Annotated in this window: 15 protein-coding genes; 4 read left to right on the top strand and 11 right to left on the bottom strand. The window is 43.0% G+C overall.

Features of this window, described 5'->3' with window-relative positions; genetic code table 11:
- Positions 1-195: 195 nt before the first annotated feature.
- Positions 196-1,980 (bottom strand): AMP-binding protein, encoded by a 1,785-nt coding sequence (locus OEG80_RS01770; RefSeq protein ID WP_263241461.1) that lies wholly within the window; start codon positions 1,978-1,980, stop codon positions 196-198.
- Between the two features lie 557 nt (positions 1,981-2,537).
- On the bottom strand, positions 2,538-4,265 hold the full coding sequence (locus OEG80_RS01765; protein ID WP_011514469.1) for an AMP-binding protein: 1,728 nt from the start codon (positions 4,263-4,265) through the stop codon (positions 2,538-2,540).
- A gap of 706 nt (positions 4,266-4,971) precedes the next feature.
- Between OEG80_RS01765 and parC the strand changes: the two genes are divergently transcribed.
- The 3 genes from parC to OEG80_RS01750 all read left to right on the top strand — a co-directional run bounded on the left by parC (position 4,972) and on the right by OEG80_RS01750 (position 9,198).
- Entirely contained in the window at positions 4,972-7,287 is a 2,316-nt protein-coding gene (gene parC / locus OEG80_RS01760; RefSeq protein ID WP_263241460.1) for a DNA topoisomerase IV subunit A, read from the top strand.
- A complete protein-coding gene (locus OEG80_RS01755; RefSeq protein WP_263241459.1) occupies positions 7,287-8,288 on the top strand; it encodes an NYN domain-containing protein in 1,002 nt (333 codons plus the stop codon). The genes parC and OEG80_RS01755 overlap by 1 nt, the downstream gene beginning before the upstream one ends.
- A 112-nt stretch (positions 8,289-8,400) precedes the next feature.
- Complete coding sequence (locus tag OEG80_RS01750; protein ID WP_263241458.1) at positions 8,401-9,198, top strand: Cof-type HAD-IIB family hydrolase; 798 nt, start codon at positions 8,401-8,403, stop codon at positions 9,196-9,198.
- Between the two features lie 98 nt (positions 9,199-9,296).
- On the opposite strand, the gene OEG80_RS01745 is transcribed toward OEG80_RS01750, so the two are convergent.
- A complete protein-coding gene (locus OEG80_RS01745) occupies positions 9,297-9,560 on the bottom strand; it encodes a hypothetical protein (RefSeq protein ID WP_263241456.1) in 264 nt (87 codons plus the stop codon).
- A gap of 51 nt (positions 9,561-9,611) precedes the next feature.
- Entirely contained in the window at positions 9,612-10,403 is a 792-nt protein-coding gene (locus OEG80_RS01740) for a 3-oxoacyl-ACP reductase (protein WP_263241455.1), read from the bottom strand.
- A gap of 265 nt (positions 10,404-10,668) precedes the next feature.
- Here OEG80_RS01740 and OEG80_RS01735 point away from each other — a divergent pair, with 265 nt between their 5' ends.
- A complete protein-coding gene (locus OEG80_RS01735) occupies positions 10,669-11,793 on the top strand; it encodes an ABC transporter substrate-binding protein (RefSeq protein WP_263241454.1) in 1,125 nt (374 codons plus the stop codon).
- 91 nt (positions 11,794-11,884) lie between these two features.
- Here OEG80_RS01735 and OEG80_RS01730 read toward each other — a convergent pair whose 3' ends face one another.
- From OEG80_RS01730 to pilQ, 7 genes are all read right to left on the bottom strand, one after another.
- Positions 11,885-13,096 (bottom strand): FUSC family protein, encoded by a 1,212-nt coding sequence (locus OEG80_RS01730; protein WP_263241452.1) that lies wholly within the window; start codon positions 13,094-13,096, stop codon positions 11,885-11,887.
- A gap of 155 nt (positions 13,097-13,251) precedes the next feature.
- Entirely contained in the window at positions 13,252-14,673 is a 1,422-nt protein-coding gene (locus OEG80_RS01725; protein WP_011514477.1) for a glutamate synthase subunit beta, read from the bottom strand.
- Between the two features lie 197 nt (positions 14,674-14,870).
- Positions 14,871-19,334: a glutamate synthase large subunit gene (gene gltB / locus OEG80_RS01720; RefSeq protein ID WP_263241449.1), complete on the bottom strand. Its 4,464-nt coding sequence runs from the start codon at positions 19,332-19,334 to the stop codon at positions 14,871-14,873.
- Between the two features lie 800 nt (positions 19,335-20,134).
- On the bottom strand, positions 20,135-21,271 hold the full coding sequence (locus OEG80_RS01715; RefSeq protein ID WP_263241447.1) for a hypothetical protein: 1,137 nt from the start codon (positions 21,269-21,271) through the stop codon (positions 20,135-20,137).
- A 178-nt stretch (positions 21,272-21,449) separates the two neighbouring features.
- Positions 21,450-22,559: a 3-dehydroquinate synthase gene (aroB, locus tag OEG80_RS01710; RefSeq protein WP_263241446.1), complete on the bottom strand. Its 1,110-nt coding sequence runs from the start codon at positions 22,557-22,559 to the stop codon at positions 21,450-21,452.
- Positions 22,560-22,640: 81 nt separating this feature from the next.
- Positions 22,641-23,201, bottom strand: a complete 561-nt coding sequence (gene aroK / locus OEG80_RS01705) for a shikimate kinase AroK (protein ID WP_263241444.1) — start codon at positions 23,199-23,201, stop codon at positions 22,641-22,643.
- A gap of 164 nt (positions 23,202-23,365) precedes the next feature.
- Entirely contained in the window at positions 23,366-25,744 is a 2,379-nt protein-coding gene (pilQ, locus tag OEG80_RS01700) for a type IV pilus secretin PilQ (RefSeq protein WP_263241443.1), read from the bottom strand.
- Positions 25,745-25,755: the final 11 nt, after the last annotated feature.

Genomic DNA, 25,755 nt, shown 5'->3' with positions numbered 1-25,755 from the left:
TAAGAGGTTTAGATTTAAATTTATGGTTATGTGGTTAGCCAATCAGTATTTCCAGCAAATTTATATATTAAAATAAATGACAGCTGAATGCTCTAGCAGGGCTAAATGTTAGGTTATCCTAACGTGACAACGGTGCAATAGCAAGATTCACACAAGCTATCGCACCGCTGTCTTGATTAAAAATAGCTGTAAAAGTTATTCTAAACCTTCCATCTTACGCAATTCTTTACGCAGGATTTTGCCCACGTTTGATTTTGGTAATTCGTCAACGAATTGAATATGACGTGGACGCTTATAGCCGGTAAGTTGTTTTTTGCCAAAATCAAGCAGCTCTTGCTCGGTCACATTGCCTTTTTTGACCACATATAGCTTTGGGTCTTCGCCGCGATCATCATTTGGAATCCCGATCGCGCCGCACTCTACTATCCCTGGATGCTCGCTCATGGCTTCTTCGATTTCATTTGGATAGACATTAAAACCAGAGACCAAAATCATGTCTTTTTTGCGGTCAACAATTTTGATAAAGCCTTTTTCGTCCATAATGCCGATATCGCCTGTTTTAAGATGACCACTGGCAGTAAAGCTTTCAGATGTTTCTTCAGGGCGGTTTTGATAGCCAATCATGACTTGTGGACCTTTGACACAGATTTCACCGCGCTCACCGATAGCCACCATGTTTTCATCATCGTCAATCAAAATGACATCGGTACTAGGGGCAGGGATACCAATCTTCCCGGTAAATTCAGCAATGGTCATTGGGTTAAAGGCAACTACTGGTGAGGTTTCAGACAAGCCATAGCCTTCAACGATAGGCAGACCAGTGATTTTATGCCACTCTTTTGCCACACTTGGTAGTACCGACATACCGCCACCGATAGAGGCTTTTAGACTAGAAAAATCCAAATCTGCAAAACTTTCTTTATGTACCAAGCCATTAAACAAAGTATTTACTGCAGGGATAAAGGCCGGTTTGTATTTGCCCATCTCTTTAATCAAACCATCAAGATCACGCGGATTTGGAATCAGCAAACCAGCACAACCTTGGTACATGCTATACATCCCGCAAACCATAAACGAGAACACATGGTATAGCGGTAGCGCGGTCAAAAGCACATCAGTAGCGTCTATATCCTCTTCAAAAGCGCTGTCCATGAGCGCGCTAATCTGTAACATATTGGCGATTAAGTTACCATGAGACAGCATCGCACCCTTAGCTACCCCAGTCGTACCACCAGTATATTGCAATAATGCCACATCGCTTAAGTTCAAATCAGGACGCTGATATTTGCTAGCTGATACGGCACTTAATGCCTGCTTAAAGCTCGTGCTCTCTGGCAAACGATACGCGGGAATCATTTTTTTGACATGGCGGGCGACCAGATTGACCACGGGTCCTTTGATCGTACCTAACATATCGCCAATTTTACAGACGATGACATGCTTCACTTGACCCTTATCTTGCGCATCTTGATAAGTTTTTGCAAAGTTTTCGACGATGAATAATGCTTTGGTGCCACTGTCATGCAACTGATGCGATAACTCGCGGCTGGTATACAATGGATTGACATTGACCAGCACCATACCTGCGCGAATGATACCCAAAGCCACCACAGGATACTGCAAGATATTGGGCATCATGACACCGACTTTATCACCTTTTACGAGCCCTAATGACTGTAAATAACTGGCAATTTGACGACTGTATAAATCTAATTGCTTAAAGGTAATAGAAGCACCCATGCAGATATAGGCAGTTTTCTGTCCATAACGGCTGAAATTACGCTCGAACACATCAAGTAAAGAGGTACTGTCATCTGGCATCTCAATGGTAGCATTAATGCCATAGCGCTCATAAGCACTTAACCATGGACTGTCACTCGCTATCGTCGGCATAGTAGGAAACGCGTTCGTTCCAGCCTTTGATTGAGTATTGTTCGCAGCTTTATGGTCTGTCATCTCTTTATTGATATTATCAGTCATAATTTTCCTTAAATGTGGCCGTTAAAATATAGAATATGTCTAATTAAATCACCGTGGTCGTTAGTCACTCATTTGCAAAATCAAAAACTTGTGAATAAGAAGTCTTTTCGCTCATAAGCAAACAGATCTTATCATTCACAAATCTTTTAAATCAAAATTATTACCTTCATACCCCACTCTATTATTTACTATAAAACCATTAAAGCTAACACAGCTACAGTGCTTTATAGTGATCATTCTGTGAAAGCTCTGGGCTAAAAAATCTACACTTTTATCGTTAAGTGCAAAAAATATCGATACGGACTATATCAGCTTTATGGAGAATTCTCTATGAATACCACCAAATCATAATAGGAAAACAAAAAAATGATAAGGCCCTATATAAGCGACCTTATCATCATTGATAACCATCTTTTACAACAATATATCATAGCTATTTTTACTGGCTGTTTCTACTAACTGCCACATCAACTATTAAGCGGTTTTCATCCCTGCTTCTTACTAATAGATAAAGATGAACGCAGATGAAAAGCGCTTTGAACTTGATGGTAAATATTCTAACCGTGGTTCTTTTCTTCAAGTACGCGTAGATCTTTATGTAAAATCTTACCGACGTTCGATTTTGGCAACTCATCGATGAACTCAACGTAACGCGGACGCTTATAACCGGTTAGGTTTTCTTTGCTATAGGCAAGCACTTCTTCTTTCGTCAAGCTGTCATCACTACGCACCACATAAATCTTCGGTACTTCGCCACTCTTTTCGTCTTCGACACCGATGACACCACATTCCAAAATCTTTGGATGGGCTGACATCACATCTTCTACTTCGTTTGGATACACGTTAAAGCCTGATACCAAAATCATGTTTTTCTTACGATCAACGATTTTAAAGTATCCTTCTTCATCCATTACACCGATATCACCCGTACGGAAATAACCGTCAGACGTCATGACTTCAGCCGTAGCATCATCACGTTTCCAGTAGCCTTTCATCACTTGCGGACCACGAACACAAATCTCACCGCGCTCACCAAGATCTACTTCATTGCCTTCTTCATCCAAGATAGCCATGTCAGTCGCTGGCATCGGCAGACCGATATTGCCTGAGAATTCGCCATTACCTTGTGGGTTTGCAGACGCAACCGGAGAAGTCTCTGACAGACCATAACCTTGTACAATCACGTTACCAGTAATTTTTTGCCATTTTTCAGCAGTATCTTTTAGAACCGCCATGCCGCCGCCCATAGACATCTCAAGCTTGCTATGATCTAAGGCTTTAAATACCTCACTGTTTGCCAATGCATTAAACAGGGTATTAACTGCTGGGAAAAATGCAGGTGGGTAATCTTTATAAGCCTTGATTAAGCTTGCACCATCACGTGGATTCGGTACCAGTAGACCGATACAGCCGCGATATAAGCCGAACATGCCACAAACGGTAAATGAGAAGATATGATACAGCGGCAATGCCGTCATGATAACGGGTTGCTCAGCCATACCGTCAAATTTATCGAAAGCGTCACCAAGATAGGTATCACACTGAATCAGGTTGGCAACTAAGTTGCCATGGGTAAGCATCGCGCCTTTGGCCACACCTGTAGTACCACCGGTATATTGCAGAACAGCAATATCATCAAGGCAGATATTATCTGGACGTTTATAATTTTTCGCCGGAAAGCGATTCAGTGCCGTTTTAAAGTTGGTGCTGCTTTTAAGGTTATAATCAGGTACCAGTTTTTTCACATGGCGCACGACCATATTGACAATAAAGCCTTTCAACGGGCTCATCAAGTCGCCCATTGAGGTTACAACGACATGGTCAACCAAGTCTTTACCAATCTCTTCATAGGTTTTGGCAAAGTTCTCTAAAATAAATAATGCTTTGGTATCAGAGTCTGTTAGCTGATGCTCAAGCTCTTTTGAGGTATAAAGCGGATTGACGTTGACCAAGGTCATACCCGCACGCAGCACACCCAATACTGCAACTGGTAGCTGCAAAATATTTGGCATCATAACGCCGACTTTATCGCCTTTTTTCAGCCCAAGTGACTGCAAGTAGGCAGCAATTTGTTTACTATAGCGATCTAAATCTTCGTAGGAAAGCTTGACGTCCATACACACAAACGCTGTTTTACCAGCATGTTTAACAAAATTCCGTTCAAATATATCGATTAAAGAAGTATTAGCGGCGGGCATATCAATATCATATTGAATACCAAGCTTTTCATAAGTTTTTACCCATACTTTATCGTTACGACGGATCTGGTTACCTTGATTTTCCATAATCTTACTTCTCCTAATAAATAATGCGCTACTGTAAACCCATAATTATCACAATGTGATAAACGTACAAAAAATCGGTGTGCAAGCTCACCACAGTGATGGCAAGCAAGGCTGGCGGTGCAAAGATATTGTGATGAGTCAACAATTTAGCGGTAAATAGCCCTTTATTGTTTAACATACACACTTTATACAAACTACTCAATACAAAAAAATGCTACTTGAGTTCGTAAAGTAACTTGACGGTCAATATTTACATTTATATCAGTGAGTTAATTAGGATTCCGAGCAAATAACCCACTTTTTGTTGATAAGTATTTATCGTCTATTCGTAGATAGAATCCATTAAAATGTGGAAGTGACATTGAGCAAAACGATAAGCGCTTAGCCTGTACACTGCTTGCCTGTATCGATTTTATGATTATGAGCATTATTAAGGCTATATGGATGAAAACGTAAATGTGATAAGTAAGAGAATAAAAAACAGTAACATGAACGACACTCATCTTAGTTTCTAAAAACTATCGACCAAAACATTACAGGATCATCATGCTTCATAAGACCATTAGCTTAAGCACGTCATGCACTGTCGTTTATACTGAGTAGTGGCTTTTTAATTGCACCAATATCCTTTAGGATAGCACTATCCTATTTGCACGATTGCACCGATTTTTTATACCTATTAAAACTGATAAGTGAACCCTATTTTATGTCCGATGTTATCGATCACACGCTTGACCCAATCCTTGCAAATGAACCAATGGATACGCGCTCAGTGGCAGAGTTCGCTGAGCAAGCCTATCTTAATTATGCCATGTACGTCATCATGGATCGGGCGCTGCCAAATATTGCTGATGGTCTAAAGCCTGTCCAGCGCCGTATTGTTTATGCCATGAGCGAGCTTGGGCTAAAATCGACAGCGAAGGCGAAAAAATCTGCGCGTACAGTCGGTGATGTATTGGGTAAATATCATCCGCATGGCGACAGCGCTTGTTATGAAGCGATGGTACTGATGGCACAGCCTTTCAGCTATCGCTATCCACTCATCACTGGTCAAGGTAACTGGGGTAGCCCAGATGATCCGAAATCATTTGCGGCCATGCGTTATACCGAAGCCAAAATGTCTGCTTATGCCAATACCTTGCTCGCGGAACTTGGTCAAGGTACGGTTGACTGGCAAGATAACTTCGATGGTACGATGTTGGAGCCAACCACCCTGCCTGCCCGCCTGCCTAATATCCTATTAAACGGTACAACTGGTATCGCCGTCGGTATGGCAACGGATATTCCGCCACATAACCTGAATGAGGTGGTACGCGCGGCGATTCGTCTGCTCAAAAACCCTGAGCTGTCGGTTAAGCAATTAACTCAATCGATACCAGCGCCTGATTTGCCAACCCCAGCTGAGATCATCACCAGCAAAAAAGACTTGCAAGCGATGTATGAGACTGGACGTGGCAGCTATAAAATGCGGGCGACCTTCCATATTGACCCGAAAGAGAAAAATCTTGTTATCATCAATGCCCTTCCTTACCAAGTCTCAGGCAATAAGATTCAAGAGCAAATCGCCAAGCTGATGACCGATAAGAAACTGCCTTGGATTGTTGATATTCATGATGAGTCAGACCACGAAAATGCCTGCCGTATCGTCTTAGAGCTAAAATCTACCCGCGTCGACGTGCAGCGAGTAATGAGCCATTTATTTGCCAGTACCGACCTAGAAAGCAATTACCGCGTCAATATGAATATGATTGGCCTAAATGGTAAACCGCAGGTTAAAAACCTGAAAGAAATATTGGAAGAATGGCTCGTCTGTCGCCGTTCTGTAGTCACGCGCCGCTTGCAATATCGCCTTGATAAAATTGATAAGCGCTTACATATCCTCGCAGGTTTGCTGATTGCTTATCTGAATATCGATGAAGTTATTCGCATCATTCGTGAAGAAGACGACCCAAAATTATCATTAATGCAAGATTATGACCTGACTGAAATACAAGCCAATGCTATCTTGGATATTCGTTTGCGTCAGTTGGCAAAGTTAGAGGAGATTGAGCTACGCCGCGAGCAAGATGATCTAGCTGCTGAACGCGCCATCATTCAAGAATACTTGGACAATCCAGATAGCCTGACCAATTTGATGATTGATGAGCTAACTGCTGATATGAAAGAACACGGCAACGAGCGCGTATCGCAATTGGCAGAACGCGAAGAAGCGCAAGCGCTCAAAGAATCTGACCTCGTACCAAGCGAGCCTGTCACCGCTATCTTATCGAAAGCTGGCTGGATACGCGCGGCTAAAGGTCATGACGTCGATGCTGTTAGCATGGCTTATCGCTCAGGTGATAGCTACCAAGCCCACGTTCGCGCTAAATCTAATGAGAAGATCTACGTGCTCGATAGTACCGGACGCAGCTATAGTATCGATGCGCATAGCCTCGCTTCTGCTCGTGGTCAAGGCGATCCTCTGACCAGCGTCTTAAAACCGCCAGCAGGTGCGACTTTTGAGCAATTGCTAACCGGTGATAATGACCAGCGTATCCTCCTTGCCAGCTCGCAAGGCTATGGTTTTATCAATACGCTTGGCAATTTGGACAGTAACCAAAAAGCGGGTAAAAATATCATCAATCTAGCGGCTAATAGCCGTCTATTACCTATCGCACGTATTGATGCTCAAACTGAGGTGATTGTAAGCTCTGAGAACAATGGCATCCCTGCTAGCGAAAATAGCGCTACTCTCGATCATATCGCTGTGGTCACCAATGCTGGCTATTTATTGATATTTGCGCTTGATGATTTGCCTGAACAGGCTCGTGGTAAGGGTAATAAGATGATTAACCTAAAAGGTGATGAGGAAGTGCTTACCATCACGCCACTCAGTAAACAAGACAGCTTAGTCATTACTGCTGGTAAGCGTCATGTGACTTTAAAACCGATGGACTTAGCCAACTACACGTCTAAACGCGGTAGTCGTGGCGGTCAGCTGCCAAGAGGCTTTCAGAATGTGACGAGTGTTGAGGTTATATAATGAAAAAATTTGCTGTTCTAATTGATGCTGATAACTCATCACACCGTAGTATAGAATCTATTTTAGAAGAAATTGCGAAATACGGTATTGCCAGTGTCAAACGTATTTATGGTGATTGGAGCGTAGAAGCACTTAAATCATGGCGTGATAAATTACTACCTAATGCGATTACTCCTGTACAACAATTTGCTTATGTCAGTCAAAAAGATGCTACTGATATGAAATTAGTGATAGATGCTATGGACATATTATATGCAGGAGATGTTGATGGCTTCTGTATTGTTTCAAGTGATAGTGACTTCACTCCATTAGCGTCTCGTATTCGTGAAAGTGGATTACTTGTTTATGGATTTGGGAAAAAGAGTACGGTTAAATCGTTTGTGAATGCCTGTGATAAATTTATTTACGTTGAAAACCTATTACCTGAGCATGAAAACAAGACTTTAATAGCAAAAAATTTAAGTGCCCAAATCAGCTCTAGTGCTATTAAAGTTGACAGTAAAACTGTCAATTTACAAATAAATTCAATACCTATTAAAAGCACCGAAATAGACATACCTACTCTCAACCTTATCTACAAAGCTATCAAAGATAACTCTGATGATGAAGGCTGGGCAAGCCTAGCAGAAATAGGTAATTATATTAATAACGTGAGACCAGATTTTGATACACGTACTTACGGGCGAGCTAAACTATCAGGATTACTAAAAAAACTATTAAAGTTTGAATGTAAAATTGAAGACAGCCATATGCTCGTTAGGAAGTTTAACTTTCCACTCTTTATTGAGATCATTAGGACAACAGTTGTTGAAATGGCTAGGGAAAATAGTAATGACTGGGTTAACTTATCTGAACTAGTTGCAAGATTAAAATACCAAGTTCAAAGATATCCGATACTGACTCACCTATCAGAGCACGAAATTGAACAAAAAATTCTAGCCATTGATCCAAAATATGTAAAATTTAATGACGATAAAAATCTTATTCGGGTTACTACCTAATTAAAAATAAATAATTAAGTTATTATTTATTAGGTAGTAAAGATCGATTTTCATATTGTTTAGAATTTTATGAATCTGATTATTTACTATAAATAGGACTTTCAAAGCCATTATGAATAATAAAACACCCACCCCCAAAATTATATTTTTTGATATCGACGACACCTTAAGCCGTAACGGTGTTATCGCCGCGCACAATCAAGCAACGCTTGAAGCGCTTGCCCAAACTGACATTAAACTGGTGATTTCAACCGGACGTTCCAAAGCCATATTGCCTGCTGATATATTAGCCTTACTTGAGGCTGATGTATTGGATGCCATTATCTGTATGAATGGACAATATAGCTTTAATAAAGATGGTGTAATTAGTCATTACCCATTAACCGATACGCAGACCAACAAGATTGTAATGCTATGCCAAAAAAGTGAACTCATCCACAAATTTGACTCCGCAACGCATATTGCATGGTCACATGAAAACGCGCGCCTGCGTGAATACAATGCGATAACGCCTAATTCTATCCTTGACCCAGATTATCATAAGGCAAATACGGTTTATCAATGCTCGGTATTCTTTAACACTCAAGAAGAGAAAATGCAGGAAGTTGACTTTGCCCAAGATGATTTGAAACTGGTGCATTGGCATCATATTGGCGCAGATATATTACCAATCGAGGCATCTAAAGCACGCGGTATCATCGATTTATGCCTGCATTACGATATTGACGCAAAGGATTGTATGGCATTTGGTGATGGGCTAAATGATTTAGAGATGTTTGATTTGGTCGGCTATGCGGTGGCAATGGGCGATGCAAAGCCTGAACTGATCGCGCGTGCGGATTTTGTCACGGGGACAATTGAAGAATATGGAATACAAGCGGTACTCGATCATTTGCATATAGCATCGTGACAGTGTGGGCTTAAATAGGGTCATTTATCAGTTTAGTCAAGCAGATGAATGGTCTGCAAATAGGCAGGTTGAACCATTCATCTGATCTATCACTACATTTAACTGCGTTTAAATACTAATCCATAAAGCCAACTACCTAGTTTATAAAGTGCGAGAGCGATCAAAACAAAGATCAATGCGGCGATTAAATAAGCCAAAAAAGTGGGTAAATTGGTCAACCAGCCAATAGTGAATGCCACGCCAAGATAAGCTTCCAATGGCCAGCTTAACAAGGGTGTGTTCATACCATCATTGAAAAAAGCGATGATGGCGCACAGTCCTATAATAGCAGTAATAATGCCAGCGATTTTACGGTTCGTCATCTCGTCTCTCTTGTACAATCAATTCAATTTATTTAGTAAATAATGCCATTATTAAGGCATCGTTAAACCGCCATCAACGGCGATAGATTGACCAGTAATAGCTGAGCTTAAGTCAGATGCCATCAATAGTACTGAATTTGCAAAGTCGGCAACTGAGGTCGCTTGACGAAGTGGTGTCGTCGTTGCGATATAATCAAACACTTCTTCAGTGGTTAATTTACTAGCGTCAGTCGTTTTTAATAGTCCACCTGCTAGCAAGTTCACACGAATACCATATTGCCCAAGCTCCGCTGCTAGATTACGTGTTAGACCAATAAGCGCTGATTTTGCCGTCGTATAGTCGTAATAAGTGACGACCGGATTATAAACCAAGTTGGTTGAGATATTGATGATCTTACCCATCTGCTGAGTTTTCATTTGCGGTAATACCGCTTGTACTGTATTGACGGCACCTTGGACAATGCCGTCAATTTGCTGAGAAAAATGTGCCCATTTTACAGTCTCGATACTAGTGTAATCAGCACTCGGGTTAAACTGATAGCTTGGTAAAGCATTGTTAACTAAGATATCAATACATCCGAAACGTTCTATAACTTCTGCTGCCATTGCTTGCATTTGTGCTAAATCAGTCACATCTCCTTGATAAGTAAAAGCACGCCCACCTTCTGCTTCGATATCAGCAACCACTTTTTCAGCCGCCTCTTTACTATGCAAATAATTCACGCAAACGGTCGCGCCTGCCGCTGCCATCTGCATGGCGATTTGAGCGCCGAGACCACGACTGGCGCCTGTGACGATAGCAACTTTATCAGTAAGAAGTGCCGGAATAACGGTTTGAGCCATGATGTTGCATCCTTTATTATTATGTTATGGTTAGAGTATGACTATACTTAAAGAGCTCTGGCTAAAGACCAAGTCATGCTTATCATAGCATGATTGATTGCTATCATTTCATGAGCAGTACTCCTAGCATTGGCTAGTGCTGAACTCAGTTAAATCACTGCCCTGTAAATTTCGACTTACCATGATCATAACCGTATAATGAATTAATTTTATGACGGATCATGCGCCCGCTTTTCACCTTTTGCCCTAATTTAGGAGAAACATTTTGTCCCATTTATCTTCATCCAATTGGTCTACTCACGCCTCTATTAAAATACTGCCGAAAGCATTGCTCTGTGCCGCCATCGGGCTCTCTATTACCAGCTGTAGCAAATCTGATAACGCGCCTATCGATAGTTCTGCTACCAGCGATGTCACGTTGAACCTTTATAACTGGTCAGAGTATATGCCGCAAGAAATACTTGACGGCTTTACTGAAGAGACCGGTATCAAAGTCAATTACACCACATTTGACTCTAATGAAGCCATGTATGCCAAGCTAAAGCTGCTTGATGATTCTAGCCAATACGACTTGGCGATTCCATCGACGTATTATGTCGAAAAAATGGCAAAAGAAGGTCTGCTACAAGAGCTTGATAAGTCTAAATTGAGCAATTTTAAAAACCTTGATACTTCTTTTACCAATACCAAAGTTGACCCAGAAAACAAATACTCGATTCCTTATATGTGGGGCAGCACCGGTCTTGCTATCAATGGCGAGACGGTTGATCCAGCCACGGTCAATAGTTGGAATGACCTATGGCGTCCTGAGTATAAAGGTCAAGTGATGCTGATGAATGATATGCGCGAAGTGTTTGGCATGGCGCTATTAACCCTAGGCTACTCTGGCAATAGTAGAAATCATGACGAAATTAAAGCCGCTTATGAGAAGCTCACGACCTTGATGCCGAATGTAAAAACCTTTAACTCAGATGCTTCACGTATGCCATATATGGAAGGTGAAACCAGCGTCGGTATGACGTGGAATGGTGAAGCTATCATCGCCAATAGTGAAGGTCTTACCAGTTTGGTGTATAAATACCCAACCGAAGGTGCGATATTATGGATGGACAATTTTGTCATTCCTAAAAACGCCACGCAAGTCGATGCAGCCCACAAGTTTATAGACTATCTGCTACGTCCTGAGAACTCCAAAATTGTTAGTGAAGAGATAGGTTATGCGTCGCCTAATAGTGCGGCACGTGAAATGATGCCAGATGACGTCAAAAATAATCCAACCATCTACCCTAGTAAAGACGTATTGGCAAAAGCTGAATTCCAAGAAGATGTTGGTGATGAAGCATTGCAGGTGTACCAACAGTATTGGGATAAGCTAAAAACTGGTCGTTAATCATTGTTTATTAATGGTCGTTTTTTGATAGCCGTTTTTAATAATTATGATTGTAAAAAAACGCTGACTTTATAGAGTCAGCGTTTTTTATTTATAAATGCAAATCTGTTTCACCGCCATGCTCCTCTATACGTCGTTGTTCACGGCGCTGGTAGCGCAGACCAGAAGCCGCAAACCACTGCGGCTTAGTCTCTTGTAATAAGTCACTGAGCTGCTGTAATTGCACTTGTAAAGTTTGTGTCAACCAAAAGTAGCCCTGCCATTCAAAGCCTAAATTTTCTACGCTTGGGTATTCTGATAAGGTAATACGCGTAATAGGACGAAACACCTCATCACTTGGGCTACGCAACACTGCTGCCATATGTTGCATCACTTGGGTTAATTCGTGCTGATAATGTATGAGCAGGATATGATTATCCTCATCGATCTCGATACTGGCTAAGCGTGGTGCTGCGGTTAGCAGCAGATCAATCGTACCAATAATATTTCGGTGGGTACGTTGAATACTCTCAATTGTCTCTTTATCGATACCAGACTCGCTCGTTGTTGCTGCTAAATGGGGGCGTACCGCTAAGAGTCTTTTATTGATCTGCTGTAGCTCTATCACTAAGGCTTTGTTAACAGGTACGGCAAAGACTGTTGGATTGACGTATTGAACAGCACCATCAATCAATTCTTCAGCAGTATCGATATGATTGCCTACCCTAGCATAGAGATTACTACAAGCATCGAGGTTACTAGCCAGTAAGAATCGCCACATCAACGTGGACTTCAATGGCAAAATCAATGTCGCTGCAACGGCAAGGCCAGTACCAAGTAAAATATTAAGGGCACGGTAGATACCATCTTGACCGATAGTGCTTTGACCCAAATCTGAGACAATCATCAACATGGTTATACCAGTCAATAACCCTGTGTAGCCAAGATTCCTAATCGCCAGATAGCCAATAACACCACTCATCAGTCCGATGATGACATAATCTACCCACAACCATGTCCCTACGCCTTGACTAAACCATACAATACCGAGCGCAGCACCAATACCTAATAAAGTACCAAGTACTCGCTCTTTAGCCTTAGTATAGATTGCACCTTGGTACTGTAGCAATCCTAGAATAATAAAAACAGTGATAGTCGTCCATTCTCCATGTGGAAAATTGGTGACTTTATTGACTAATAAAGCGAGTATAACTGCCACGCCCAAACGAATAGCATGCAGCACATCAGCATGCTGATAGCGAGCGTATGGCTCTATCACAGGCGCGGTAAATCGTTGTAAAAAATTCGGCTTCACGCAGCACATCTCTTATCATTAATGAGAATTAGAATTAAAAAAAGCATAAAAATAACGCCTTTTACCTATTAGAAGATAAAAGACGTTAAGTGTCAAAACAAGCTCGCACATCACCAGAAAAAGGCAAGGTTAAGTGAGCATTTGGGTGTCAATCAGGCTAATTACTACACTTCTAAATAATCTAAAATCCCTTCAGCCGCTTCACGACCTTCCCAAATGGCAGTGACCACCAAATCAGAGCCACGTACCATATCGCCGCCGGCAAAGATCTTAGGATTATTGGTTTGGAACTTAAAGGTTTGTTTTTCCGCTGCCAATACTCGACCAGATTTGTCCATAGAAATCTGCTGCGCGTCAAACCAATCCGCAGGGCTTGGACGGAAACCAAATGCCATAATTACTGCATCACAGGGAATAATCTCTTCTGAGTTGGCAATTGGCTCAGGATACTGACGACCGTTTTCGTCTGGTGCGCCCAGATGCGTCGTTACTACTTTTACCGCATTAACCTTACCGTTTAAGCCAATTATTTCAGTCGGTTGACGGTTAAATAAGAACTCAACCCCCTCCTCGCGTGCATTGACCACTTCACGACGTGAGCCTGGCATATTTTCCTCATCACGGCGATAAGCACAGAATACTTGCTCAGCACCTTGACGAATACTGGTACGATTACAGTCCATCGCAGTATCGCCACCACCCAACACCACGACTTTTTTGCCTTTTAGGTCGATATACTCGCCTGAGTCTTTTTCCCAATCATTACAGCGATTGACGTTGGCAATCAGGTAATCCAGAGCGTCATACACACCCTCCAACTCTTCACCAGCAAAGCCACCACGCATATAGGTATAAGTACCCATACCCATAAATACAGCATCATACTCGCCAAGCAGCTCATCAATACTGACATCGGTACCGATTTCTGTCTCAAGGCGGAATTCCATGCCCATGCCTTCAAAGATGACACGTCGATTACGCATGACGTCTTTTTCCATTTTGAACTCTGGAATACCGAAAGTTAATAAACCACCAATCTCTGGACGTTTATCAAAGATAACGGGTTTGACGCCATTTCTGACCAAGATATCTGCGCAGCCAAGACCTGCAGGTCCTGCTCCGATGATGGCAACCTTCTTGTCTGTCCAAATGACTTTAGACATATCAGGACGCCAGCCGAGGGCAAAAGCAGTGTCATTGATATACTTCTCGACATTGCCAATCGTCACGGCACCAAAGCCGTCATTGAGTGTGCAAGAGCCTTCACATAAGCGGTCTTGCGGGCACACACGTCCACAGACTTCAGGCAAAGTATTGGTTTGATGACACAATTCTGCAGCTTGGAAAATTTGACCCTCAGCGGCTAGTTTTAACCAATTAGGAATGTAATTATGTACGGGGCATTTCCACTCACAATACGGATTGCCACATTCTAAACAGCGATGCGATTGCTGAGCGACTGATTCACTTTCAAACGGCTGATAAATTTCAACAAACTCTGTTGAACGCGTGGCGATGTCTTTTTTGATCGGCTCAAGCCGTGGCACATCTAAAAACTGAAAACTATTTTCTAAGCGTTTTGCCATGGTATTGTCTCTTTTATATAGGGGTCTTTTATAGTGGCTAACAACAGTCGATATAGGCAGCCTCAATGAGGCAAATTTACTTATATAGGCTGTCATTTACCTGCTCAAAACATCTATAAATTCATCTTTAGAATAACGTCGTGCACCTCTAATATCTATATATTATGGTACACAACGCTATCAATAAATCAGATCAATTATTGCGGATCAGCGGTCGTGGTTTTAAGCAAAGTTGCAACGTTTGCTGCTTTTGGCTTAACCAAGTAGAACTTACGCGCATAATGCTCGAAGTCCGCTAATATGGTCTGCCCCCATGCGCTACCCGTTTTATCGACATGCCTTTCGATGACCTGCTGTAAGTAGATACGGTGGCTTTCCATCTGCTCACTTGAGATACGATTTAAATCAATCAACTCATGGTTGCAGCGATCAAAGAAATCACCTTCCAGATCGAGTACATAAGCAAATCCACCTGTCATGCCTGCGCCAAAGTTAAGACCAGTACGTCCAAGTATGGTGATGATACCGCCCGTCATATACTCGCAGCAATGGTCGCCTGTGCCTTCGATAACAGCATGAGCACCTGAGTTACGAACGCCAAAACGCTCCCCTGCCGTACCAGCAGCATATAGCTTGCCACCTGTTGCACCATACAAGCAGGTATTACCTACAATAGCAGTATCTTGCGTCACAAAGCTTGAGTCTTTTGGTGGATAAATCACAATCTCACCGCCTGCCATGCCTTTACCAACATAATCATTGGCATCGCCTTCAAGTTCAATATGCAAGCCACCAGCATTCCAAACACCTAGACTTTGTCCTGCTGTTCCGGTCAAATGCAGCTTAATAGGTTTGTCACTCATGCCAAGATTGCCCCATAACTCTGCAATCTCGCCTGAGATACGCGCCCCAATCGAGCGATCACAGTTACCAACGTAATAACTATAGTCGCCACCATTGCCTTGACGAATATTCAGCAGCATATCACTAATCATCTGCTCAGCAAGCAAGCCTTTATCAAATGGCTCATTGCGCTCAACTTGACAAGTCTGCGCTTTGCCGCTACTGGCAGGATGACTAAATAATAGAGGCGATAAATCAAGATGCTGTTGCTTAGCAGTATTGCCTTCTAATATATCAAGCAAGTCAGTACGTCCAACCAACTCTTCCATCGTGCGCACGCCAAGCTTTGCAAGCCATTCGCGGGTTTCGGTTGCGACAAATTTAAAGAAGTTAATCAGCATTTCAGCTTCACCGATGAAGTGATCATCGCGTAGCTGGGCTTTTTGAGTGGCAACGCCCGTTGGACAGTTATTTAAATGGCAAATACGTAGGTATTTGCAACCGACCGCTATCATCGGCGTGGTGCCAAAACCAAAGCTCTCAGCACCAAGAATGGCCGCTTTGACTACATCAAGTCCTGTCTTCAGACCGCCGTCGGTTTGAATACGGACTTTATGACGCAAGCCATTAACGCGTAATGATTGATGAGTTTCAGCAAGACCTAACTCCCAAGGCGAGCCAGCATGATGGATAGACGACAGTGGTGATGCTGCCGTACCGCCGTCATAACCTGAGATAGTAATCAAGTCAGCATAGGCTTTTGCCACACCTGTTGCAATCGTGCCAACACCCGGACGCGAAACCAACTTAACTGACACCAACGCATCTGGATTGACTTGCTTAAGATCAAAAATAAGCTGCGCCAAATCTTCAATCGAGTAAATATCATGATGCGGCGGCGGTGAAATCAACGTCACTCCAGGCACAGAGTAGCGTAAGCGGGCGATTAAAGCATTAACCTTACCACCTGGCAGCTGACCACCTTCACCCGGTTTTGCCCCTTGAGCAACCTTGATCTGCATGACTTCTGCTGAACGCAAATAGGCGGGCGTTACCCCAAAACGACCAGAGGCAACTTGTTTAATTTTTGAGTTACGCAGTGTTCCGTAACGTACAGGGTCTTCACCGCCCTCACCTGAATTTGAGCGACCACCAATGGTATTCATAGCGATAGCGATGGCTTCATGCGCTTCTGGCGACAGCGCGCCTAGCGACATACCAGCAGAGTCAAAACGCGACAAAATGGCTGAGATATCTTCAACCTCATCAACGTCAAGTGGATTGTCCGTTTTAAGCTGTAATAAATCACGTAAAGTAGCGACCGGACGGCTATTGACAATTTCTGCATATTGACGGTAATTGTCATAATTACCAGTTCGTACCGCCAAATGTAGGCTATTAATCACATCAGGATTAAAGGCATGATACTCTTTATTAAAGACAAATTTTAATAAGCCGCCTTGATCAAGTGGGGCACGACGCTTAAAGGCATTTGCCGCAAGCTGCGCTTGATCCGCCGCCAAATCAGCAAAAGTTGCGCCTTTAATACGACTTTGCACGCCTTTAAAGCACAGATTAACCACTTCTTCAGAAAGACCTACCGCCTCAAATAACTGCGCACCGCGATATGACACGATGGTAGAGATACCCATTTTTGATAAAATCTTTAGCAGACCTTTATCTAAGCCTTTACGGAAATTTACCCGTGCCTGAATCGGATCACCAAGCAGCTCGCCAGTCGCAACCAAATCATCAATCACGTCATAAGCTAGATAAGGATAAACGCAGGTCGCACCAAAGCCAATTAATACCGCGACTTGATGTGAATCACGTGCTAGACCGGTTTCAATAATTAAATTGGCATCGGTACGTATACCTTGTGCAATCAGATAATGATGCACCGCCCCTGTGACCATTATGGCGTTGGCAGGGACTTTATCTACCGCAATGTCTTTATCAGATAAGACAATCAAGGTATGACCAGCACGAATGCTACTGGCGACTTGCTCGCAGATAGAGATAATGGCAGCGGAAAGTTCTAATGTACGGTCATAATTTAAGTCGATACGTGCCATCTTAAAGGCAGGATCATTCACAGTTTCAAGTTGCTGCATCTTACTTGCTGACAGCACCGGTGATGACAAGATAAGGCGATGCGCGTCACGTGCCGATGGTGCAAACACGTTGGTTTCAGCACCAAGACAGGTCTGTAATGACATGACGATAGATTCACGTAGCGGATCAATCGGTGGATTAGTGACCTGTGCAAACTGCTGACGGAAGAAATCACCGACATGGCGGATCTGCTGTGATAGTACTGCCATTGGCGTATCATCACCCATCGAACCGACTGGTTCTTGGGCATTTTCGGCATTAGGACGGATGATTTCTGTGCGTTCTTCATTGGTGATGTGATACATTTTTTGCAATGCTTTTAGCGGCTCACCGCGACATGCCTGCGCTGCTAACTCTTCTTCTAAGCGCTCATCATCACGGATACGAGTTGCCTCGTCACGTAACCATTTACGATACGGATGCGCCTTTTTGAGCAAGGTCGCAATGGCTTTGGTATCCATTATTTGACCGGTTTGAGTATCAATGACCAGCATTTGACCCGGTCCAACACGACCTTTAGCAAGCACGTCTTTTGGCTTATAGTCCCAAACCCCTACTTCTGAGGCGACCGTAATATAACCATTCTTCGTCGTTACCCAACGTGATGGACGCAGACCGTTTCGATCCAGCATACAGACGGCATAGCGACCATCTTGAATCACGAGACCTGCAGGACCATCCCATGCTTCCATATGCTGCGAGTAAAACTCATAAAATGCCCGCAAGTCCATATCCATGCTATCGACATTCTGCCAAGCAGGTGGTACCAGTATCGACATTGAATGAAACAAGCTCATACCGCCTGACATCAGTACTTCTAGCATGTTATCTAAGCTAGATGAATCTGAGCCAGTGCTATTGACCAATGGCGTTAATTCGTTCAAATTGGGCAGTTTGTCTGATTTTAATTTTGGCGTACGCGCCTCAGACCAGCTGCGGTTGCCGGAGATGGTATTTAGCTCACCATTATGTGCCAAATAGCGAAAAGGCTGTGCCAATGGCCAGCGCGGTAGCGTATTGGTTGAAAAGCGCTGATGGAATACCACGATATGCGACGCCAAACGCGCATCTTGCAAATCTAAGAAGAAAGCTGGCAAGTCTGATGGCATCACCAAACCTTTATAAATAATAGTCTGACAGCTCAATGAGCAGACATAAAACAGCTCATCATCAACCAAGCGTTGCTCAGATTTTTTACGCGCCACAAACAGCTTGCGATTAAAATCATCTGCCGCTAAACCATCCGGCGCATTGACAAATACTTGCTTAAAATCTGGTAATGTCTGACGCCCAATTTCACCGACAATGCTTAAATCAAGTGGTACATCGCGCCAGCCGGCTACTTCTAAGCCTTGTGCGGTAATCTCTTCATTTAATACTTGTAGGCTATGCTGAGCCGTTGCCGTATCTGGATTGACGAATACCATACCAACCGCGAAGTTATCCGTTATCTCAAACTGTTGCTCTGCTGCAATGTCTCTAAAAAAGGCAACGGGCGTCGCTAATAATAAACCACAACCATCGCCGGTTTTGCCATCAGCTGCCACGCCGCCACGATGGGTCATACAACTTAGGCTGTGAATGGCTGTTTTTACCAAGTCATGACTGGCCTGACCCTCAATATGAGCAATCAAACCAAAACCGCAATTGTCAGAAAAGTCATCTGGCGAGGCCAAATGCGTATGGGAGGAAATCATTGACATAGCTGGTCCTTTTAAGTAAGCGGAAGTTTATGCAACCAATGTGATGCACAAACCGTTTTCCGCAAGCAGAACGGGCTGGATTATATTTACATATCCGGATTAACAAAGCGCGAGCAGAAAAATTATTGCCAGTGCGCTGGGTATGATAAGAACAATTATCAAAGTACCCTGTATGCTAGCAACATTTGAGCCATCAATTTAACGCGGACTGATAGGATAACTTGGTGAAAGTATTCAATATCAATCGTCGCAAATCAAAATATTAAGCACTTCAACGTGACTACTTGTCGATCTTATGTCGGCTATAGGTTTCAATATGAATCTTATAATCTCCAATGATCAAACTAGTAAATAGCTGAAAAAACGCAGTTTATCCATCAAATGTGAATATAAGACGCCTATATTCAAGCGCCTTAACAATCCTAATAAGGATGATAGTAAGAGAAGTTGCGCCACTTGCGATATGCTGATCGTAGCGGATAACTAGTAACCAGCTAACAAGTAGCAGCGCTTGAGATATGATGTTTTCTGTTAATCATTTATCCTAAGTTTAATAAAATCTTATTAAATTAGGAGCTAACAAATGACCATTTACGATAACTATACAGAACGTCACCCATCCTTATATTAGTGAATGAGCGACAAAAAATCTAGTCTTTTCTGCTGATTCATCCGTCAGATTTTGTAAGTGTTTATATTGCTATTGGTTATATAAGATATCATAACCCATAAGTAAATGATTCATAAAAAAGCCCACTGTATTTTTTAGTGGGCTTTTTGACGTATGTGCTTACTTAAAATTAGTCTTTCTTTTCTTCGATGAGCTCTTTTATACTGTCGTTTTTGGCTTTTGGCACTGCCGCATTGTTAGAACTATTATTGGTATTTTTATTCGCCGAGCTTGCATTTGAATTTTTATTATCCAAATTTGTACTGTTGGGATTGGCAGTGTTATTCGGCGCCTTAGGCGTGGCAACCACTGGTGGTTTTTTCGCTGAATTAGTATCAGCACCAGATACAACAGGCTTTTTGCTTTCTTGCTCAGGCTTACGGTTATTATCAGTATTCTTAGAGGCTGAGGTAGTAGGAGATTGCTCTTCTATACCGAAAATACGCTCTTCATTAACTGTCAAGGTATCAGAGGTATCAACGGACTGACGAATGCTTTCAGTCGCACTGCTACTGGTCGATTCCTGAGGAGTACGGTTGATCGCATTGCTTGCGGGTTGCTCACTGTTATTTACCGTAGGTGTTTTTTGACGTAGCGGCACTTCACGCTTGGTTGGTCGCAGATTGACAGCACGGGTGCGTTTTGTACTCAAATCTTTTACAGGATCAGGGCGCTCATAATTATCAATGATGCTGACGTAGCGATTGATCTCTTCAGGCAATACTCGCACATTGGCAGGCAGCTTAAAATCTATCAGCTTAGCCGCACCAACTGCTTCTTGTGGACTGCCCATCAAGCCATAAGTCAGCATATAACGGACTTGCTCATTTTCATCAAGGTAGCGGAAATATGTAAATTTGCTACGGTCTTCACGTCCTTCTAGATAACTGACAATCACCTCATTTTCAGCGACATTCATGACCTGTACTGTCCACTTGCCTTTGTTGGCAAGCAGATAACGCTTATCTTTAAACTCATCAGGATAGCTGCGCAAATCACGAACCGTTTCATCAAAACTTATCGGTTGTACGTCAGTATCAAGCTCATGCAGCGATTCAATTTTCAATGGCTGCTCAAGCTCCGCACTCAGTGTTTTCGGCGCTGCTATGGGCGCGTTTTCTATCTTGGCGCCCATCGCTGGCGTTTGGCTAAACATCCATACCAAAGCGGTGGTCACACCCAACATCAGAGTCGCTATCAGCCAAATCAGCGCTTGACGGCGATAGGATTGACTCGCGGTGCGAGTCGTCGAGCGAGATGCTGCCATGGAGGTGTCCTTGGTAAAGATATGCTTAGGATAGGGTCATAAAAATGATACAGATAAAATAAAACCAAGCGCTCTATACTCACTTCAAAATAAAAGAGAATCGCTTTTAATACCGTGCTATTTCTATATTGAAAAATTAACTGCTCATAGCCATTTATAATATACGTTCTTTTATAGCTTACGGTGAATGCATGGCTAGCACATCGGTAAGCAGATGCGGGGCAAAATCATTGGTTAATACTGCTTCACCCAATGATTTTAACAAAATAAGGCGGATTTGTCCGTGTTTCACTTTTTTATCATGTCCCATTAAGTCCAAAGCGGTCTGAACTTCAATAGGCGGCGGCGTGATCGGTAAATTGGCTAATGACAATATGCGCTTAACACGAGCAACCTCATCGCTCGTTAACCAGCCGATTTTTTGCGACAGCTCAGCCGCTTGTACCATGCCCGCAGCAACTGCCTCACCATGTAGCCAACTACCGTAACCTTCATGAGTTTCAATCACATGACCAAACGTATGACCAAAATTTAATAAAGCACGTACACCTGATTCTCTTTCATCTTGGGCGACAACATCAGCTTTGTACTGGCAGCAGCGCTTGACCGCTTCACCCAGTACCGCTAGATCTAAAGCCATCATCGCAGGCAAATTGTGCTCAAGCCAAGTCAAGAACTCGGCATCCATAATCAGCGCATATTTAATAACTTCAGCAAGCCCTGCTGACAGCTCGCACGCTGGCAGGGTTTTGAGTGTGCTCATATCTGCCAATACCATTTGCGGCTGCCAGAAGGCGCCAATCATGTTTTTGCCTTGCGGATGATTGATACCAGTTTTGCCGCCGACACTTGAATCCACTTGAGATAGCAAGGTGGTTGGTATCTGAATAAAATTGACGCCGCGCATAAAGCTTGCCGCTGCAAATCCCGTCATATCACCAATGACACCACCACCAAGCGCAATCAGAGTCACATCACGATTAAAATGCGCTGCCATCAACACATCATAAATCTGATTGATACTCGACTGGTTCTTATATTGTTCGCCATCTGGCAGCACGCACACCTGCACGGTAAATTGGGTTTCTAACGGCTTCTGTAAGGCTTGAAGATAAATCGGCGCAATGGTCTCATTGGTAACAATTAATACCTGCTGACCCGCAACATAAGGAGCAACTTGGCTAGCCATACTGCTATTTTCTGCTATCGCGTTTTCAGTAATGACGATTGGATAGTCATGACTTTGCGTATGTACTGTCAAGTCAGCATGAAAAAGTGGCGTTGCCATGAAAATCTCCTTAATTCTTACGAGTAAAATTTAACTAAATAGGTATTCGATAATATTGGTCATACTAGTCATTTTTTGACATCAGTCTTTTTCAGACTCTGAATCGACAGACGTAGAGATACAAAATGAGTTAAGCTGCTGTAATAATTGATTGACCATGTGCCGTGGATACGTATGTCCTGTTGGCATAATGATATGCGCTACTTCCCTGTACAATGGATCGCGCGCGCTATATAAACCTTGCAGTATTTTTCTGGGGTTTGGCTGCTGTAATAAAGGACGCGATTTGTCTTTCGCAGTACGAGCCATTTGTACATCGACAGGCGCATTGAGATATATAACGATACCGCGCTGCTTTAAATACTCACGATTTTCAGCTGCCATCACAGCACCGCCGCCAGTCGCTAAAACAATTTGCGGTTGCTGTGTTAGCTCATCGATTGCACGCGTTTCCCGTTCTCGAAAGCCTGCTTCACCTTCTTTGGCAAATATCCAAGCGATATCGGCACCGGTCTGCGATTCGATATACCAATCGCTGTCTACAAACGAGCGCCCGAGCTGCTTTGCCAGTAATCTGCCGATTGTGGTCTTCCCTGCTCCCATCGGCCCTACCAAAAATACCGACGGTAATTCCTCAACCATAGTACTCACTCAGCTAAATTAGGTATGATACAACGTCATTGATATTCTGGCTAGTAATGAGCTGTGATTATTGTTAGTAAAATCCTTGCCAGCCTAAAAATCAACCATTAAAAAAGCAAGCACTAAGGCTTGCTTTTTATGACTCAAAACCAACTAAAATCTGACTAATCTAAGCGACTAATACCATCATTGATCAGTTTCGGCGTGATAAATATCAGCAGCTCTTCTTTGGTATTGCTGCGCACGTCTTTACGGAAGGCACGACCGATATAAGGCAAATCACCTAAGAAAGGTACTTTATCGACGCCATTATTAGTACGGTTTTTAAAGACGCCGCCCAATACAATGGTTTGACCATCTTCAACAATAACGTTGGTAGAAATCGAGTCTTCAGCGATGGCAACCTGATTATTAATAATGGTCGGTGTGCCATTGGTGATTAACAGTTGCAAACCAATCTTACCGTCTGGAGTAATATTTGGCGTGGCTTCCAAACTTAAAGCAGCTTCTTTAAAGCTAGTAGTAGTCGCACCACTTGCTGATGCTTCTTGATAAGGAATCTGCGTACCAGAAGATACTTTTGCCGTTTGCTTATCAGAGGTCAAAATCTTTGGCGTAGAAATCACTTCACCGCGGTTGTCTGCTTGCATGGCTGACAATTCTAGATCGAGCATAAAATCAGAAATACCTAGCAGACCAAAGGCAATACGACCTGCTGGATTATCAACGCCTAAGTCAACGTTTAGATTGTCAGGACGAGTAATATCGTATTTAGGATAAGAGACGGTCTGACCATTAATAGTCGTGGTCTGCACATCAAAATCTTTTAAGTCCCATAAAGTTTGGTTACTGCCACCGACCAACAAGTTGCGGTTATTGGCAGCGCCATTTGATAAGATACCCCAACGCACGCCAATCTCTTTACTAAAGCTATCAGTCGCGCTAACGATACGTGCTTCAATCATGACTTGACGGACTGGAATGTCAATTTTACCAATCAGCTTATGGATATTTTCAATGCTGGCTGCCACATCTTTAACAATCAAAGTATTGGTACGCTCATCGACTGTTACCGTCCCACGATTAGAGAGCAAGCTATTGCTATCTTTAGTATTAGCATTGGGGCTGCCAGTATTGCTACCGCCAGAAGCTCCACCACTACCTTGAGAGATCAGGGTTAGGACATCTGCCGCTTTTGCGTAGCTTAGACGGATATATTCAGTACGTAACGGTGCATAAGATTCAACTGCTTGCTGTGCTTCAAGCTCACGTGCTTCTTGTTCAGCAAGCTCAGTTGAAGGCGCAACCAAAATTACGTTACCGTTTTCACGTTTGCCCAAATTTTTACTTTTAAGAATGATATCAAGTGCTTGATCCCAAGGTACGTTGATAAGGCGCAAGGTAATATTACCGGCGACCGAATCACTAGCAACGATATTCATTTCTGTAAACTGCGCTAAGATATCTAGGACACTACGAATCTCAACATCTTGAAACTCCATAGATAGCGCTGCACCGGTATAGACTTTTTCTTCAAGCGTCGGCTCACGTAGCAGCTCAGGTCGTCTGATACCAATATTTAGCTGACTGCCTGATTGATAGGCTTGGTATTCAAAATCGTCTTTCATATTGATGGTAATAACACCATTTTGACCTTGGTTTTTAGTATCAATACTGTCTACCAAACCACCATTAACATTCAAGCGACGTAGCAGATTTCTAGGTACGGTACTACCTGTCAAACGCACAACCAGCTTATTACCTTGACGCTGAACGTCTACAGGAATCGCTTCATTGGCAAGTGAGATACTAACGTTACCACCGCCATCATTCCCTGCTGAAAAATTCACAGCGCTTAGCCCATCATAGCTATACTGCTTACTGACTTGTGCAGAGGCAAGTTGTGGGCTTAATAAAGGGTTGACACGTACGACCATGGTGTCAGCAGGTACTTGGTTTTTTGTGACCGTGGTTCTAATAGGCGCAACAGCAACGCTACTGGTTTCAACAATGGGCGTAACCACAGCCGTGGTAGTAATAGCCGAATTGCCATTTAGGACATCTTGTACAGGGTCGTTGGTAATGACTTTCGTGACCACCGGAGCAATCACTGGACGATTAGGGTCCGTAATCGTCAGCAATAATTCATTGCCATCAATCGCGGTGGTATAGTTGCCCGTCTTTTTTAGCCCAACGATAAGACGGGTGGTATTGTCACTATTTAAGGTGGTGACCTCATTGACCATACCGATATTATATTCTTTAAAGCGACTAGCAAGACCGTTTTGCACCTGTTCAAAATCCAGCACCAAACGGCTAGGATTGTCGAGCTGATAAGCGGCTGGTAATACTGGCGCACCTGAAAACCCTAAACGCATTTGCGTTACGGCTGGCGCAGTCTGCACCACAGAGACATTGTTGATGCGCTGCTCGGCATGGGCAATGCTACTTACAGCTACCATACTCATTGCCAATGCAGAGATGGCAAAAGTAGAAGATACGCGGTTGCTCATCGTCATTACCTTGTTATTGCGTACTGTCATTATTTATTCCT

The organism is Psychrobacter sp. SC65A.3 (assembly GCF_025642195.1).
Classification (GTDB): Bacteria; Pseudomonadota; Gammaproteobacteria; order Pseudomonadales; family Moraxellaceae; genus Psychrobacter; species Psychrobacter cryohalolentis.
Note: the sequence above shows the minus strand (reverse complement) of the source record. Positions and strands in the feature narration are given on the sequence as shown.